Annotated in this window: 11 protein-coding genes; 4 read left to right on the plus strand and 7 right to left on the minus strand. The window is 60.4% G+C overall.

Annotated features, from left to right (window positions below; genetic code table 11):
• Nucleotides 1-5 precede the first annotated feature (5 nt).
• The 4 genes from M0D69_RS20360 (at nucleotide 6) to M0D69_RS20375 (ending at nucleotide 5056) form a co-directional block, all read left to right on the plus strand.
• Nucleotides 6-911 (plus strand): carbohydrate ABC transporter permease, encoded by a 906-nt coding sequence (locus tag M0D69_RS20360; RefSeq protein ID WP_301783752.1) that lies wholly within the window; start codon nucleotides 6-8, stop codon nucleotides 909-911.
• Between the two features lie 19 nt (nucleotides 912-930).
• Nucleotides 931-1782 (plus strand): carbohydrate ABC transporter permease, encoded by an 852-nt coding sequence (locus M0D69_RS20365; RefSeq protein WP_301783753.1) that lies wholly within the window; start codon nucleotides 931-933, stop codon nucleotides 1780-1782.
• A 37-nt stretch (nucleotides 1783-1819) separates the two neighbouring features.
• Nucleotides 1820-3793 carry a beta-galactosidase gene (locus M0D69_RS20370; RefSeq protein WP_301783754.1) on the plus strand — a complete coding sequence of 658 codons (1974 nt, stop codon included), beginning with the start codon at nucleotides 1820-1822 and terminating at the stop codon, nucleotides 3791-3793.
• Nucleotides 3794-3898: 105 nt separating this feature from the next.
• Nucleotides 3899-5056: an arabinogalactan endo-1,4-beta-galactosidase gene (locus M0D69_RS20375; protein WP_301783755.1), complete on the plus strand. Its 1158-nt coding sequence runs from the start codon at nucleotides 3899-3901 to the stop codon at nucleotides 5054-5056.
• A gap of 53 nt (nucleotides 5057-5109) precedes the next feature.
• On the opposite strand, the gene M0D69_RS20380 is transcribed toward M0D69_RS20375, so the two are convergent.
• The 7 genes from M0D69_RS20380 to M0D69_RS20410 form a co-directional block, all read right to left on the minus strand.
• Nucleotides 5110-6210, minus strand: a complete 1101-nt coding sequence (locus M0D69_RS20380; protein ID WP_301783756.1) for a porin — start codon at nucleotides 6208-6210, stop codon at nucleotides 5110-5112.
• Between the two features lie 151 nt (nucleotides 6211-6361).
• Entirely contained in the window at nucleotides 6362-8290 is a 1929-nt protein-coding gene (locus M0D69_RS20385) for a CocE/NonD family hydrolase (protein ID WP_367619740.1), read from the minus strand.
• The gene (locus M0D69_RS20390) at nucleotides 8287-9864 is read right to left on the minus strand and encodes an ABC transporter substrate-binding protein (protein ID WP_301783757.1); all 1578 of its coding nucleotides are present in this window, start codon (nucleotides 9862-9864) and stop codon (nucleotides 8287-8289) included. Before M0D69_RS20390 ends, M0D69_RS20385 begins: the two co-directional genes overlap by 4 nt.
• Nucleotides 9861-10874: an ABC transporter ATP-binding protein gene (locus M0D69_RS20395; protein WP_301783758.1), complete on the minus strand. Its 1014-nt coding sequence runs from the start codon at nucleotides 10872-10874 to the stop codon at nucleotides 9861-9863. Before M0D69_RS20395 ends, M0D69_RS20390 begins: the two co-directional genes overlap by 4 nt.
• A complete protein-coding gene (locus M0D69_RS20400; RefSeq protein ID WP_301783759.1) occupies nucleotides 10871-11857 on the minus strand; it encodes an ABC transporter ATP-binding protein in 987 nt (328 codons plus the stop codon). The genes M0D69_RS20395 and M0D69_RS20400 overlap by 4 nt, the downstream gene beginning before the upstream one ends.
• Nucleotides 11858-11866: 9 nt before the next feature.
• On the minus strand, nucleotides 11867-12781 hold the full coding sequence (locus tag M0D69_RS20405; protein WP_301783760.1) for an ABC transporter permease: 915 nt from the start codon (nucleotides 12779-12781) through the stop codon (nucleotides 11867-11869).
• A 1-nt stretch (nucleotide 12782) separates the two neighbouring features.
• Nucleotides 12783-13754, minus strand: a complete 972-nt coding sequence (locus tag M0D69_RS20410; RefSeq protein WP_301783761.1) for an ABC transporter permease — start codon at nucleotides 13752-13754, stop codon at nucleotides 12783-12785.
• Between the last annotated feature and the right edge of the window lie 76 nt (nucleotides 13755-13830).

Raw genomic sequence — 13830 nt, forward strand, 5'->3', positions numbered from 1 at the left:
CGATCATGTCTCATTCCGCAGCGCGCCGATTACCGGCGGCCCGGCACCGGCACGTCTCGACGACGCGGCGTCATCAGCACCGCGCCGCGTTTTTTTTCCTGTTGCCGGGCTGTGCGTTATTTTGCCTGTGCGTGGTCTACCCGATCATCAGCAGCATCTCGCTCAGCTTCTACAACTGGGATGGAATGACACCGAAGACGTTCGCAGGCTTCGATAACTACATCGAGCTGTTCCACTCGGACACGTTCTACACGGCGCTGAAAAACAATCTGATCTGGCTCGCGTTTTTCCTGTTGGCGCCGCCCCTCGGCCTCGCGTTCGCGCTATATCTGAACCAGCAGATGCGCGGCATGCGGGTCGTGAAGTCGCTGTTCTTCGCGCCGTTCGTACTTTCGGGCGTGGTCGTCGGACTCGTGTTCAGCTGGTTCTACGATCCGACCTTCGGCCTGCTGCGCCTGTTCGTTGGTCACGGAATTCCGGTGCTCGGCGATCCCCATACCGCGACCTTGGGCATCATCTTCGCCGCACTCTGGCCGCAGACGCCTTTCTGCATGGTGCTTTACCTCACGGGCCTGACCTCGATCAATCCAGAAGTCGTGGAAGCGGCGCGCATGGAGGGGGCGAGGGGCGTGCGTCTGTTGTGGCACGTGATCCTGCCGCAATTGCGGCCCGCTACCTTCATGGCGGTGGTGCTGACCGTGATCGGCGCGCTGCGCAGCTTCGATCTGATTGCCGTGATGAGCGGCGGCGGTCCGTTCGACAGCTCCACCGTGCTTGCCTATTACATGTACGACCAGGCGATCAAGTACTACCGCGAAGGCTATTCCGCGGCGATCGCCGTCGTGCTGTTCGCCATCATGCTCGTCTACATCGTGTTCCATCTGCGCCGCATGCTGCGCGAAGAACGCTGATTTCCAGGAGTCACGTGTCATGTATCCGCTTCCCGTTGAACGCTGGAAACCGCTCAATCGCGCGCTGTACAAAGCGTCGCTGCCACTCGCGTTGCTGGTGTGGCTATTGCCTATGCTGGCCGTACTAGTTACGTCGATCCGTTCTTCGGACGAACTGTCGCAAGGCGACTACTGGGGCTGGCCGAAGCATTTCGCGCTGATCGAAAACTACGGCACCGCGCTCACGCAAACGCCGATGCTTCATTACTTCGCCAACAGTGTGCTGATCACGGTGCCGTCGGTGCTAGGCGCGATCCTGCTGGCGTCGATGGCGGGTTTTGCTTTGGCCACCTACCGGTTCCCGGGCAACACCGCCGTGCTGTTCGCATTCGTCGCCGGCAACTTCGTACCGATCCAGATCCTGATGATCCCGGTACGCGACATGGCGCTGAAAGTGGGCCTGTTCAATAGCGTGTGGGCGTTGGTGATTTTCCATGTGTCGTTTCAGACCGGCTTTTGCACGCTGTTTCTGCGCAATTTCATCAAGCAGTTGCCATTCGAGATGATCGAGGCCGCGCGCGTGGAAGGCGCGAGCGAATGGGCCATCTACTTGCGTATCGTGCTGCCGCTGATCCGGCCCGCACTCGCGGCGCTCGGCATCCTCGTGTTCACGTTTGTCTGGAACGACTACTTCTGGGCGCTGTGCCTTACGCAAGGCGACGAGGCCGCGCCGATCACAGTAGGAGTCGCCGCGCTCAAAGGGCAATGGACGACCGCGTGGAACCTGGTCGCCGCCGGCTCGGTGCTGGCCGCGCTGCCCTCCGTGCTGATGTTCTTCGCGATGCAAAAGCATTTCGTCGCAGGCCTTACTTTCGGTGCAAGCAAGGGCTGATCGCCCGTTTGCCGTCATCTATTAGCGAGACTCTCTCATGCAACTTGGTGTGTGTTATTACCCGGAACAATGGCCACGTTCGATGTGGGCCGACGATGCAAGGCGTATGGCCGAACTCGGCATTACGCATGTGCGGATCGCTGAATTCGCGTGGAGCCGGATGGAACCGCGCGCCGGAGAATTCGTCTGGGAATGGCTCGATGAAGCCATCGATACGCTGGCGGCTGCGGGACTGAAACTCGTGCTGGGCACACCGACCGCGTCACCGCCGAAATGGTTGATCGACGCGCACCCGGACGTGTTGCCGGTGCGTGCGGACGGCGTGCGCTGGAATTTCGGCTCGCGCCGCCACTACGACATTTCCAGCGAAACCTATCGGCGCGAGTGCGTGCGTTTCGTCACCGCGATGGCAGAGCGCTATGGACGGCATCCCTCCATTGTCGCGTGGCAGACCGATAACGAACTCGGCTGTCACGATACCGTGCCGAGTTATTCGAACGCCGCACTCACGCGCTTTCACGCGTGGCTCAAGCGCCGTTACGAGAACGTCGATGCGCTGAACGACACGTGGGGCAATGTGTTCTGGAGCATGGAGTATGCGTCATTCGAGGCGACCGGCTTGCCGAACCTCACGCCCACCGACGCCAATCCGATCCATCTGCTCGACTTCCGCCGCTTCATGTCGGATGAGGTGGCAAGCTTCCATCGCGAGCAGATCGAGGTGCTGCGGCGCCATGCGCCCGCGGCCGACCTGCTGCATAACTTCATGGGCTTTTTCACGACCTTCGATCATTACCGGTTTGCCGAAGACAACGCACTCGATGTGGCCGCATGGGACAGCTATCCGATCGCGCGAACCGAATCGATCGCGCTGCCCGAAGAACAGAAGGCCCGTTACGCACGCACCGCGCATCCCGATGTCTCTGCATTCGATCACGATCGCTACCGGGCGATTGGCGCGGGACGCTTCTGGGTGATGGAGCAGCAGGCAGGACCGGTGAACTGGGCGTCGTGGAATCCGGTGCCGGCGAAGGGCATGGTCAGGCTCTGGGCCTACGAGGCGTTCGCGCACGGCGCGGAACTGGTGTCGTACTTCCGCTGGCGCCAATGCCCGTATGCGCAGGAGCAGATGCATTCCGGGCTCAATCTGCCGAACAACGATTTGTCGCCGGGTGGCCTCGAGGTACAGCAGGCGGCCCGCGAGATTGCGGAATCGGCGGCGCTGTCCGGACTCGGTGCGCCGGCCCGCGCAGCCACCGCCGTTGTGTTCGACTACGAGACGCAGTGGATGTTCGAGATTCAGCGTCATGGCAAAACCTTCGACTACCAGACACTGGTGTTCGACTACTACGAGGCGTTGCGCGAACTCGGCCTCGATGTCGATATTGTCCCGAGCAAAGCTGATCTGACGCAGTACCGGCTGGTGGTCGTGCCGAGTATCGCCGTGATCGACGACGTGCTCGTCGACCAGATCGAACGGAGTTCAGCGCAATGGGTATTCGGGCCGAGGAGCGGCTCGAAGACAACTGCATTCGCGATTCCTTCCAGCCTCCCGCCCGGCGCGCTGCAACGCGTATTGCCGATGCAGGTGCTCGAGGTGGAAACGCTGCGCCCGACGCTTGGGCCCCCGGTTTGTATCGGTGGGACGCATGGTGTTGCGATGCATTGGCGCGAACACGTCCGTGCGAATGGCGATACGCGTGTCGATGCGCATTTCAACGACGCATGGCCGACGATCCTCGCCAGCGGACGGGTTCGCTATGTGGCGGCGTGGTTGTCGCACGCGTTGCATCGCGCGGTTTTGGAGCAGGCGGCGAAGGATGCAGGCGTCGAGGTGCAACTGCTGGCTGAGGGTTTGCGCATTCGCCGGCGCAGCGATCTGACCTTCGCGTTCAACTTCGGAGCGGAGCAAGTGCAAGCTCCCGCGCCAGCCAATGCGACTTTTGTGCTCGGGCAGCCGCAGCTTGCAACTGGCGAGGTCTGCGCGTGGAGGGACGCAAAAACGAGCTGAATATCAGCAGGAGAAGGGTGCTGTCGGAGCCAGGAATTTAAGCGCTTCAACCCGGAGCAGGCGGCCCTTTTGGAGAGCCGCCCTTCAATAAATGGAGGATGACAGATGAACAGAAGAGAGATGATGGGATGGCTGGCGTCTGCTGCTGCGCTCGGCGTTGGCGCGGCCGTCGGCGCACCGGCCGTGGCGGGTGAACTGGAGTTGTCCGGCCGCGACAACCGGTTTGCGAAGGGCGCGGACGTGTCGACGCTGCTGGAACTGGAAGCACACGGAGCGAAGTTTTACGAGCACAGCGTGCCGCTCGACTGTCTGTTGATTCTGAAGAGCCACGGGGTCGACTCGATCCGCATCAAGGTGTGGAACGACCCTGGCAATCCGAACTTCTATCCGGCCGACCAGAGCCCCGCTGCCGGTTATAACAATGCCGAACACGTGCGTGTGCTGGCTCGCCGTGCCGCCGCGCTCGGCATGCGCGTGCTGATCGACTTCCACTACAGCGACTGGTGGGCCGATCCGGGCAAGCAGTATCCACCTCATGATTGGGCCGGCAAGGATCTCGTGCAAACGTGTACAGCGTTGTCCGAATACACATCGAATGTCCTTGAGATGCTGAAGCGGGACGGCGTGCATCCCGAGTGGGTTCAGGTCGGCAACGAAATCACCGGCGGGATGCTGTGGCCGCTCGGCAAGTACGACCAGTGGGATAACCTCGCGCAGTTGCTCAAGGCTGGGCACGACGCGGTCAAATCGGTCGATGAGCGCATCAAGGTCATGCTGCACCTCGACAGCGGCGGCAACAATGCGACGAGCCGCTGGTGGTTCGACAGCGCGACACAGCGCGGCGTCACGTTCGATGTGATCGGCCTGTCCTACTACCCGCAGTGGCAAGGTTCGCTAAGCGACCTGCAGAACAATGCGAACGATCTTGCGACACGCTACGACAAGGATGTGATGGTCGTCGAAACCGCGTATCCGTGGACGACCAGCGACGGCGATTCGGAACCCAACGCGATGACCAATACCGGCTCGTCCACTTTCCCGCCAACGCCCGCCGGCCAGGCGCAATTTCTCGGTGCGGTGACGGACATCGTGGCGGCGATACCCAGCGGCCACGGCAAAGGCGTGTTCTGGTGGGAGCCCGAATGGATACCGACTCCGAACGTCGGATGGAAAGTCGGCGCCGGCGATCAGTGGGACAACAACACGTTGTTCGATTTTCACGGAAACGCGTTGCCTTCGCTGGATGCGTTTCGGAGGCGCTAGCTAAATATACAGAGCGTCACTGCCGAGAGCAGTGACGCAGGCTGGAAAGATTTTTAGAACTTCTGCCGAATGCCGGTGACGGCCAAGAACTGAGTGTGACTGCTCGACGCGCCCGATGTTCCTTCAATCGCAGCAACCGCGCCGCTCGCGCGTTGATAGATCAAATCGATATACACATCAGTCCGCTTCGACAGGAAATACTGCAAGGCGCTTGTGGTCTGCCAGTAGTGCCAGCTCGCAGGCTTGGTATTCGCCGACACCTCGGTATACGTCTCGCCGAGCGCAGCCCTGAGCGCGGGCGTGATCTGATAGCGAATGCTGGCTTCCGCGTTCTGATACGTCTGGTGATGCGTGGCCGGTGTCAGATCGAAGGTTGTGCTCGTGTACATCAGGCCGACACTTGCTTTGCCAAAATCGTAGAGACCGCCTGCACCATAGATCTGCTGCTTCGTCACACCTTTGATGAACGTAAAATAGTTATCCGAAGGAATTGCACCGGTAGTGTCGACCGCCGGATTGTCGAGACGAACGTACGCCGCGCCAAGACGCCATTGGCCGCCCACGTAGGACGCACCCACGCTGTATGAACGGTTCGTCGCAAAGTTGCCGGCGTTGTTGCTAAAGCCATACATGGAATTGATCTGCAAACCATGAAACATCGGCGTTACGTACTTCACGGAGTTATCCGTGCGGAACGTATTATTCAGATCGTCGGTGTCGAACGGATGGGTGCCGTATTGTGAGGTGTCCGCCGAGACTTGCAACGGCTCGAGCGAGTCCTGTGCCGCGTTGTACTGACGCCCGAACGTCACTGCACCCCATTTGTCGCTGGACAACCCAACCCACGCCTGGCGCCCGAACATGCGGCCATTTGCGCTTGCCACGCCAGTCTGCAAATTGAAGCCGTTTTCAAGCCGGAAGATCGCCGCGTTGCCGCCGCCCAGATCTTCCTTGCCGAGCAGACCCCAGCGCGAACCCTGTTCGCTTCCGGCAGTCGCCTGGTAATTACTTTTGCCACCCTGGTTACTCGTATAAGTAAATCCTCCATCGACAATGCCATATAACGTCACCGTCGACTGAGCGTGTGCGGTCGTCGCGATGAAGCCGAGTCCTACCGACGCGGCTAATATTGCACGCGAAGTGTGCTTGTGCATGATCCTTCCTCTGTAGTTGATTGCTTTGAGTTTTGCTGCTGGTTTGATGCATGAAAGAATTCGGGCGACAGTTGTCCCTGACGCCCGATGGAACGGGCACCGCTGGACAGGCTTCAAGAGCTTGCCGGCGACTACCGGCTTACCTGCAGGGTTAGTGGCCGGCGAGCGCCTCCAGGCCTCTGAGCGCGTTGACAGGCACTATCGGGAGGACCAGGTGCGAAGGATTGTCCGTTCCCAGGTACACGGTATTCACGGCAATTCGCGGAGCGCGCGCCAGGGCAGGTGATTCGCCGCTATTCGGATTGACATCGAAATGGGGGAAATTACTGCTCGATATATCCAGTCGAATCCGGTGCCCGCGTTTGAATAAATTCGCGGTCGCAAAGGGTTCGATTTTTATTTCACATATGCGGCCCGATTCGAGAAACTCGGGTTCGCTCCACGACTTATGAAAACGGCAGCGGAAAATACCGTCGGTCAGGTTCATTGCGAAGCCTTCCGGATAATCGCTGTTGGGCGGACACATATCGATCAGCTTGGCGGTGAAATCGGTATCGGGCGCATCCGACGAGATCCACAACCTCACGATGACCGGCCCCACGACCGCCATGTCTTCCTCTAGCGGCGGCGTTTCGAATACAACAATGTCATTACGCGCGGCGAGCGGGACGCCCGGATTGCGCGTGCCGAAGAATCGTTCATCTTCGCGCTGGTCGAACGCGCCACCTTCAAAGACCGGTGCACCCGATGTCAGTGCTCCACCGATTGTAGGGACGGGATTCGACGGATCGAACGCATACGAAACAGATGCGTCCGCTTCTGCAGGTGGTTGCTCCGACAAGACGCCGCCTTCGCGCAAGTAAAAACACGTGAAGCGCGTGTCGGCCAGTGGCCATTGCGATGACTCGATCCACGCGCCGCCATGTTGCATGCGTCCTTCTGCGTTGCGGGCGCCACTGCCTCCGCCCATCAGGAAGATCCTTGCAACGGGATCGGGCCGCGTGACTTCTGACGTGGCCGGCTTCAGCCACCGGACGAACCATTGCGCGCGAAACGCAAGCCAGTCCTCCGCAATCTGCCCTTCGATCATGGCGGCAGGCCCAAAATCCACGTCACCGCTGAACGGCACATTGCGATCACCATGCAACCACGATCCCATGATCAGATAGGTCGGTGCAGCAACGGGATCGAGCTTCGACAAAGCCGCGAAGTTGTCCATGGTCGAGCGTACATACGCGTCGTACCAGCTCGACATCAGGACGGTCGGAACGCGCGCCATGGTGTCATAGAACCCTTCTGCGTAAATGCCAGGCTGCTGCCAGAATTCATCGAAGGTTTCGTGTGTCCATTGATCGAACAGATAGCGCTCGTATTCAGGCACAAAGCGCAACGGCGACTGACCCGGCCGCCATGGCATGCGTGAAAACCATTCCTTCAGATCCTGCGCATCGAGTGCTGCCTTGAGCAACGGATCGTTCAATACTGTCTGGCTTCCCTTTGCCTGGTTCACCGCCCAGGTCGCCTGCTTGAGTTCGAAGGCGCCGCCTTGCCGGATGCCACATTGATAGCTGTTGGCAAAGCCGCCCGAGTCGATCACCATGCACACGAGGCCCGGCGGATTCATGCACGCAGCGGCCATTTGCGTGTGTGCTGCATAAGAGAGACCCATGGTGCCGACGCGGCCCGTCGACCAGTCCTGCTGTGTGATCCATTCGAGCGTGTCATAACCGTCCGGTCCTTCGGAAAGGTACTTGGTGAATTCACCCTCCGATGCGTGACGCCCGCGACAATCCTGGAACACGACCGCGAAGCCGCGGGCAACGAAGTACGCGGCAATATCGCCACGACGCGCTGCCGGCTTTCCACGGTTGATCTCCGAACGCGATACTTCACGCTTGCCATAAGGCGTGCGCTCGAGAATCGTTGGCAAGGGCGCGTCGATACCCGGACGAAAACCGGCGGGCAGATGAACGTCGGTGGCGAGGCGCACGCCATCGCGCATGGGGATCATGAACTCGGTGCACGTTGCACCCTGTCCGGTCGCTGCGTCTAAATTATCCTTGTGAATCATATCGATCATTTTTCTTGAATTCCTACATAAGTGGCCGTGGTGTATTCAGCCTTGTTCGGGTGAAACGTGACACCATTGCGCGTCGCCCAAAAGTTCTCGGGGAAATACAACGGGACAATACCGAGATCGCGGAATCCCGCTTCTGCCGCTTGTTCAAGCAAGCGCTCGCGCTGCTCAGGGTCGAAGCTGGCCCCGGCCGCGGCGAGCGCGTGATCGAGCACGGGATTCGAGTAGCGTGCGCGATTGAACGCGCCTTTTCCCGCACTTCGCGAATAGGTCGCCATGACGTTGGAGAGCGCGATGGTGGAGTCGCTTGACGTGTTTCCGAAGCTGAAGATGAAGGCGCTATAGCTTTGCTTGGCTGCGGCGCCCGCATAGACGTTGTAGGGCTGCGTCACCACGTTTGCGATCCTGATGCCACCGCGAGCCAGCATTTGTCCGACTGCCTGGGCGACGTCGCCATCGGAGGAAAAGCGGTCGTTGGATGAATGGATCGTCAGCGTGAAGCCTCGCGGATAACCCGCTTGCGCAAGCAGTTTTTTCGCTCCGGCGGGATCGTAGGCGTCGGCTTGCAACGCCGGCGAGTAACCTCCCATTCCTTGCGGCACGATCTGGCCGGCCGGAACACCCGCGCCGTTCAGAAGATATCGCGTAATGGCGGTCCGGTCGATCATCTTCGATATAGCCTGCCGCACGCGGAGATCGCGTAGCGGATTGCTTTGCAGCGGCTCGCCGTCCGGTCCGGTCACGAACGGCGACTGCTTGCGGCTCGAGTCCAGTGCGAGATAAATCAACCGCGCCGACGGTCCCGAGTAAAGCGTCACAGCTGGCTCGCGCTTGAGTCGCGGCACATTGATCGGCGGGACGTTATCGATCAGGTCGACGGAACCGGAAAGCAGCGCGGACATGCGCGCGGCGTCGTTGGCGACGAAGCGGACCGTGATGGTTTCGAATGGCGGCTTGGGACCCCAGTAGTCGTCATTGCGCGCGAGGTCGAGATGATCGCCCGGAACCCAGCGCGTGAGTTTGTACGGACCGGTCCCGACCGCTACAGCCGGCGACACGTACTGGTTGCTTTGATGACCTTCTGCCGCATGCCGCGACACGATGAACAGCATGCCGATCTGCTCGAGAAAACCCGGTGCGGGCGACTTCGTATGAATGCGCAGCGTGAGCGGATCGGGTATGTCGATGGACGCTATATTTGCCACCGCGCCGGAGAAGGGCGCGGGACTGTTCGGCACGTTCGACGCGCGTTTCACAGAGTACACCACGTCGTCTGCGGTGAACGGCGTACCATCTTGAAAGCGAACATTGGGGCGCAGCTTGAATTCCCATGTAGTCGGATCCACGACTCGCCACCCCACCGCGAGACCGGGTTGAATTTGAAGGTTCTCATCACGCGCGATCAAGCGCTCGAAGATGTTTTCCACTTGCTGATTGTTCTGCGTGCGGGAGAACAGCGGGTCCATCGACGAAGGCTCGGCGGCAACGGCCATGGTCAGCGCGCGGGCGGACACGTTCGGCGGGACGCTGCATGCAGCGATCAGAGCGCACGCAGCTGCCATCCGGAGGCGGTTCATTTCGCCTCCGTGAACAGGTGACATGCGACCCGGTGATTGCTCGCCGCTTGCGTTAATTCCGGGCGCTCGACGCTGCAACGCGGCATCGCGCGCGGACAGCGAGGATGAAAATGGCAACCCTTCGGCGGCGCAAGCGGCGACGGAATCTCGCCCTTGATCGATTCAAACGCGCGCTTTCTATTCGATAAACGCGGCACCTGATCCAACAGCGCAACCGTGTACGGATGCAGCGGCCTTGCAAACAAATCAGCCGTAGGCGCGGTCTCGACAATCCGTCCCAGATACATGATCGCGACGCGGTCGCTGATATGTTCCACCACCCCGAGATCGTGGCTGATAAAAAGATACGTCAATCCCAGATCACGGCGCAGCCGCATGAACAGGTTGATGATCTGCGCCTGGATCGAGACGTCGAGCGCCGCGATCGATTCGTCGCAGATCAGGAAATCAGGCTTCACCGCCAACGCTCGCCCAATGCTGATGCGCTGCCTTTGCCCGCCGGAAAACTGATGCGGATAGCGCTGCCTGACATCGGGATTCAAGCCGACGCGCTCCATCACATCGACAACGAAATCATCCAGATCACACCGCTTCACCATGCCATGCACAAGCGGCGCTTCACCGATGATCTCGCGCACCCGCTTGCGCGGGTTGAGCGACGACATAGGGTCCTGAAAGATCATTTGCGTCGCGAGCCTGTGGGCAAGCCTGCCGCGCGAGCCAAGCACGGTTGCGTCCGCACCGCTGGCATTGCTTACCTGAATGGTCCCGGACGAAGGCGGCACCACGCCCGCCAGCATGCGGCCGAACGTCGACTTGCCGCAGCCGGACTCACCGACCAGCCCGACTACTTCTCCGCGATGAATCTCCAGGTTCACGGTGTCCACCGCATGGACCGTGTGCGACACGGGCTTGGCGCCCAGCATCTGCGCAATGCGCTCCGCGTAGCTCGAGCGCTTCACGAAACGGCGCGATACCTGATCGGCCCTGATAAGAACTTGCGTGCTCATACTGCGACTCGCTCAACGGGATGAAAACATCGGTGGGAATGATTGCCGCCCGCAACGAACACCGGCGGCTTTTGCGTTCGGCAGGTATCGGTGACGTACGTGCATCGCGGCGAGAAGGCGCAACCCGCAGGCAACGCAAGCGCTGAAGGGGCAACGCCCGGAACCTGCATCAGCGGCTCGCCGCGCTTCACGTTCTCGGGCACGGAGCCCAGCAAGCCGATCGTGTAGGGATGTTGCGGGCGCTCCAGGATCGTGTCGACATCGCCGGTCTCGACCACGCGTCCCGCATACATCACGCAGATGCGATCGGCCAGTCCTGCCACCACCGCGAGATCGTGGCTGACCCAGACCATCGCGGTGTTCGAGCGCGCACACAGTTTCTGCATTTGCGCGAGGATCTGCGCCTGGATGGTGACGTCGAGCGCGGTCGTGGGTTCGTCGGCAATGATCAGGTCCGGCTTGTGCAGCATCGCAATCGCGATCGCCACGCGCTGCCGCATGCCGCCCGACAACTGATGCGGATACGCCTTGAGCCGTTCGTCAGGCGCGGGAATGCCGACCGCTGCGAGCGCCTCGCGCGCCTGTTCGCGAGCGGCCTGTTTCGACACCGATGCATGAGCGCGCACGGTTTCGATCATCTGGGTATCGATGCGAAGAACGGGATTCAACGTCATCATCGGATCCTGGAAGATCATCGCGATACGATTTCCACGCAGTTGCCGCAACGCCTCCGGACCGTAGCTTGTCAGATCCACGCCCTTGAACAGGACACGTCCGCCAACAATGCGTCCCGGCGCATCGATCAAACCGAGGATCGAAAAGCCGGTCATCGATTTCCCCGATCCCGACTCACCGACAAGGCCGACGACCTCGCCGGGATAGACATCGAAGCTCACGTCGTCAACAGCTTTGGCAACGCCCGCTGCCGTAAAGAAATGGGTCTGCAATCTCTCGACCGATAAAGTAGGAATGGCTGGAGACATGAGGTTTTCCTATTTCTGCAGGCGCGGATTGAGCGCCTCGCGCAACCCGTCGCCGACCATGTTCATGCTGAAGACGAGTACGACCAGCAGCACACCGGGGAACACGCTGATCCAGTAGAAGCCGGCAAGCAATTGCTGGTAGCCGTTCGCGATCAACAAGCCGAGAGACGGTTGCGTCACTGGCAATCCGATCCCGAGGAAACTCAGCGTTGCCTCGGCGGAGATGGCGGCGGCAACCTGCACCATCGCAATCACAATGACCGGCGCGAGGCAGTTGGGCAGCAACTGGCTGAAGAGCGCGCGCCGATGACTGAAACCCAGGCACAACGCCGCCTCCATGTACTCCTTCTTGCTTTCGACGGCCGCGACCGCGCGCACCGTGCGGGCGAAGTACGCCCATTGCACGATCACGAGCGCGAGGATCACCTTGCTCACGCCCTGGCCGAGAATGGCGAGCGTCATCAACGCAACGAGGATGGTCGGGAAGCCGAGCATCAGGTCGACCGTGCGCATGATCAGCGTGTCGATCCAGCCGCCAAAATATGCCGCCACAAGTCCAAGCGTGGTGCCCACGGTCAGCGCAAATGCGCCACTGGAAATGCCGACGCCAAGACTGGTGCGAAGTCCGAACATCATGGCGGCGAACATATCGCGGCCGAGTGCGTCGCTGCCCAGCAAGAACAAATGTCCGAGATGGCCGCGCGCGCCGGGAGGCAGCCTGCCATCGACAATATCGAGCACGGCCAGGTCGTATGGATTCTGCGGCGCGAGCCATGGCGCGAAGATCGCCACGATGATCAGCGCAATGCAGGTCAGCGACGCGAGCGCAACGGCGGGACGGCCGAACAAACCACGCAATGCCTGCCCTGTGCGCGTATCGCGGTTCGTGGTCCAGCGTGGAAGGATGTTCGAGAGCGTGCTCATGTCAGGCACCTCCCAGACGCACGCGCGGATCGAGCAGCGAATAGATGATGTCGACCAGCAGGTTCAGCAGCGTGAACATGGCGACCACGATCAGCAGATACGCCACGACCACGGGACGATCGAGCCGCATGATGCTGTCGATGATCAGCTTGCCCACGCCTGGCCACGCGAAGATGGTTTCGGTGACCGTAGCGAACGCGATCAGCGAGCCGAACTCCATGCCGACCACGGTGACGATCGGGATCATGATGTTCTTCAGCACGTGAACAAAAATGATCCGGCGCTCGCGCACACCTTTGGCGCGGGCAAATTTCACGTAGTCGAGAGGCAACGTTTCCCGGACACCGGCGCGCGTCAAGCGGGTGACGAGCGACATCTTGAAGAGTGAGAGATTCAGCGCCGGAAGGATCAGGTGAATCAATCCATCGCGGGTCGCGAGGCTCGTGTTGATGCCGAGCAGGGTTCCAAGATGACCTCGCCCCGCCGAAGGCAACCAGCCCAGCGTCACCGAGAAAATCAGCACCAGCATGATGCCCTGCCAGAAGTTCGGGAGGCTGAAGCCAAGGATCGAGCCGCTCATGATTACGCGGTCGACGGGCGAATTGGCCTTCATGCCGGCCAGCAATCCAAGCGGCAGCCCAATCATCAACGCCAGGACGAGCGCCACGACTGCCAGTTCGAGCGTGGCCGGCAGGCGCTCCATGATGAGTTGGATCGATGGCTGGTTGAACACGAACGAGCGGCCAAGATCGCCATGCAGCGCGTGTTCTATAAACAGCATGTATTGCCTCCACATCGGCTGGTCCAGACCCAGCGAGTGCACTGCTTGCGCCATTTCCGCCGGGCTTGCGTCGGCGGGCACTAGTATCTGGATCGGGTCGCCAATGGCGAACACGCCGCAGAAAACAAGCACCGAGGTCAGCATCAGGATGCCGATGCTCTGTACGAACCGATGGATGATGAAACCGATCATTGCGTCACAACCTCGAGCGTTAAGTTTCGCGAACCCTGTGATCTTGCCGGGCCAGACGCCCCGGCAAATCTCGTTC

This window comes from Caballeronia sp. SEWSISQ10-4 2 (assembly GCF_030464885.1).
In the GTDB taxonomy this organism is placed as follows: Bacteria; Pseudomonadota; Gammaproteobacteria; order Burkholderiales; family Burkholderiaceae; genus Caballeronia.

Excerpts from the sequence above, each read along its gene's own strand:
- M0D69_RS20390 (WP_301783757.1), bottom strand. The coding sequence starts at position 9,864 with ATGAACCGCCTCCGGATGGCAGCTGCGTGCGCTCTGATCGCTGCATGC.
- M0D69_RS20380 (WP_301783756.1), bottom strand. The coding sequence starts at position 6,210 with ATGCACAAGCACACTTCGCGTGCAATATTAGCCGCGTCGGTAGGACTC.
- M0D69_RS20360 (WP_301783752.1), top strand. The coding sequence starts at position 6 with ATGTCTCATTCCGCAGCGCGCCGATTACCGGCGGCCCGGCACCGGCAC.
- M0D69_RS20385 (WP_367619740.1), bottom strand. The coding sequence starts at position 8,290 with ATGATCGATATGATTCACAAGGATAATTTAGACGCAGCGACCGGACAG.
- M0D69_RS20395 (WP_301783758.1), bottom strand. The coding sequence starts at position 10,874 with ATGAGCACGCAAGTTCTTATCAGGGCCGATCAGGTATCGCGCCGTTTC.
- M0D69_RS20375 (WP_301783755.1), top strand. The coding sequence starts at position 3,899 with ATGAACAGAAGAGAGATGATGGGATGGCTGGCGTCTGCTGCTGCGCTC.
- M0D69_RS20400 (WP_301783759.1), bottom strand. The coding sequence starts at position 11,857 with ATGTCTCCAGCCATTCCTACTTTATCGGTCGAGAGATTGCAGACCCAT.
- M0D69_RS20370 (WP_301783754.1), top strand. The coding sequence starts at position 1,820 with ATGCAACTTGGTGTGTGTTATTACCCGGAACAATGGCCACGTTCGATG.
- M0D69_RS20365 (WP_301783753.1), top strand. The coding sequence starts at position 931 with ATGTATCCGCTTCCCGTTGAACGCTGGAAACCGCTCAATCGCGCGCTG.
- M0D69_RS20405 (WP_301783760.1), bottom strand. The coding sequence starts at position 12,781 with ATGAGCACGCTCTCGAACATCCTTCCACGCTGGACCACGAACCGCGAT.
- M0D69_RS20410 (WP_301783761.1), bottom strand. The coding sequence starts at position 13,754 with ATGATCGGTTTCATCATCCATCGGTTCGTACAGAGCATCGGCATCCTG.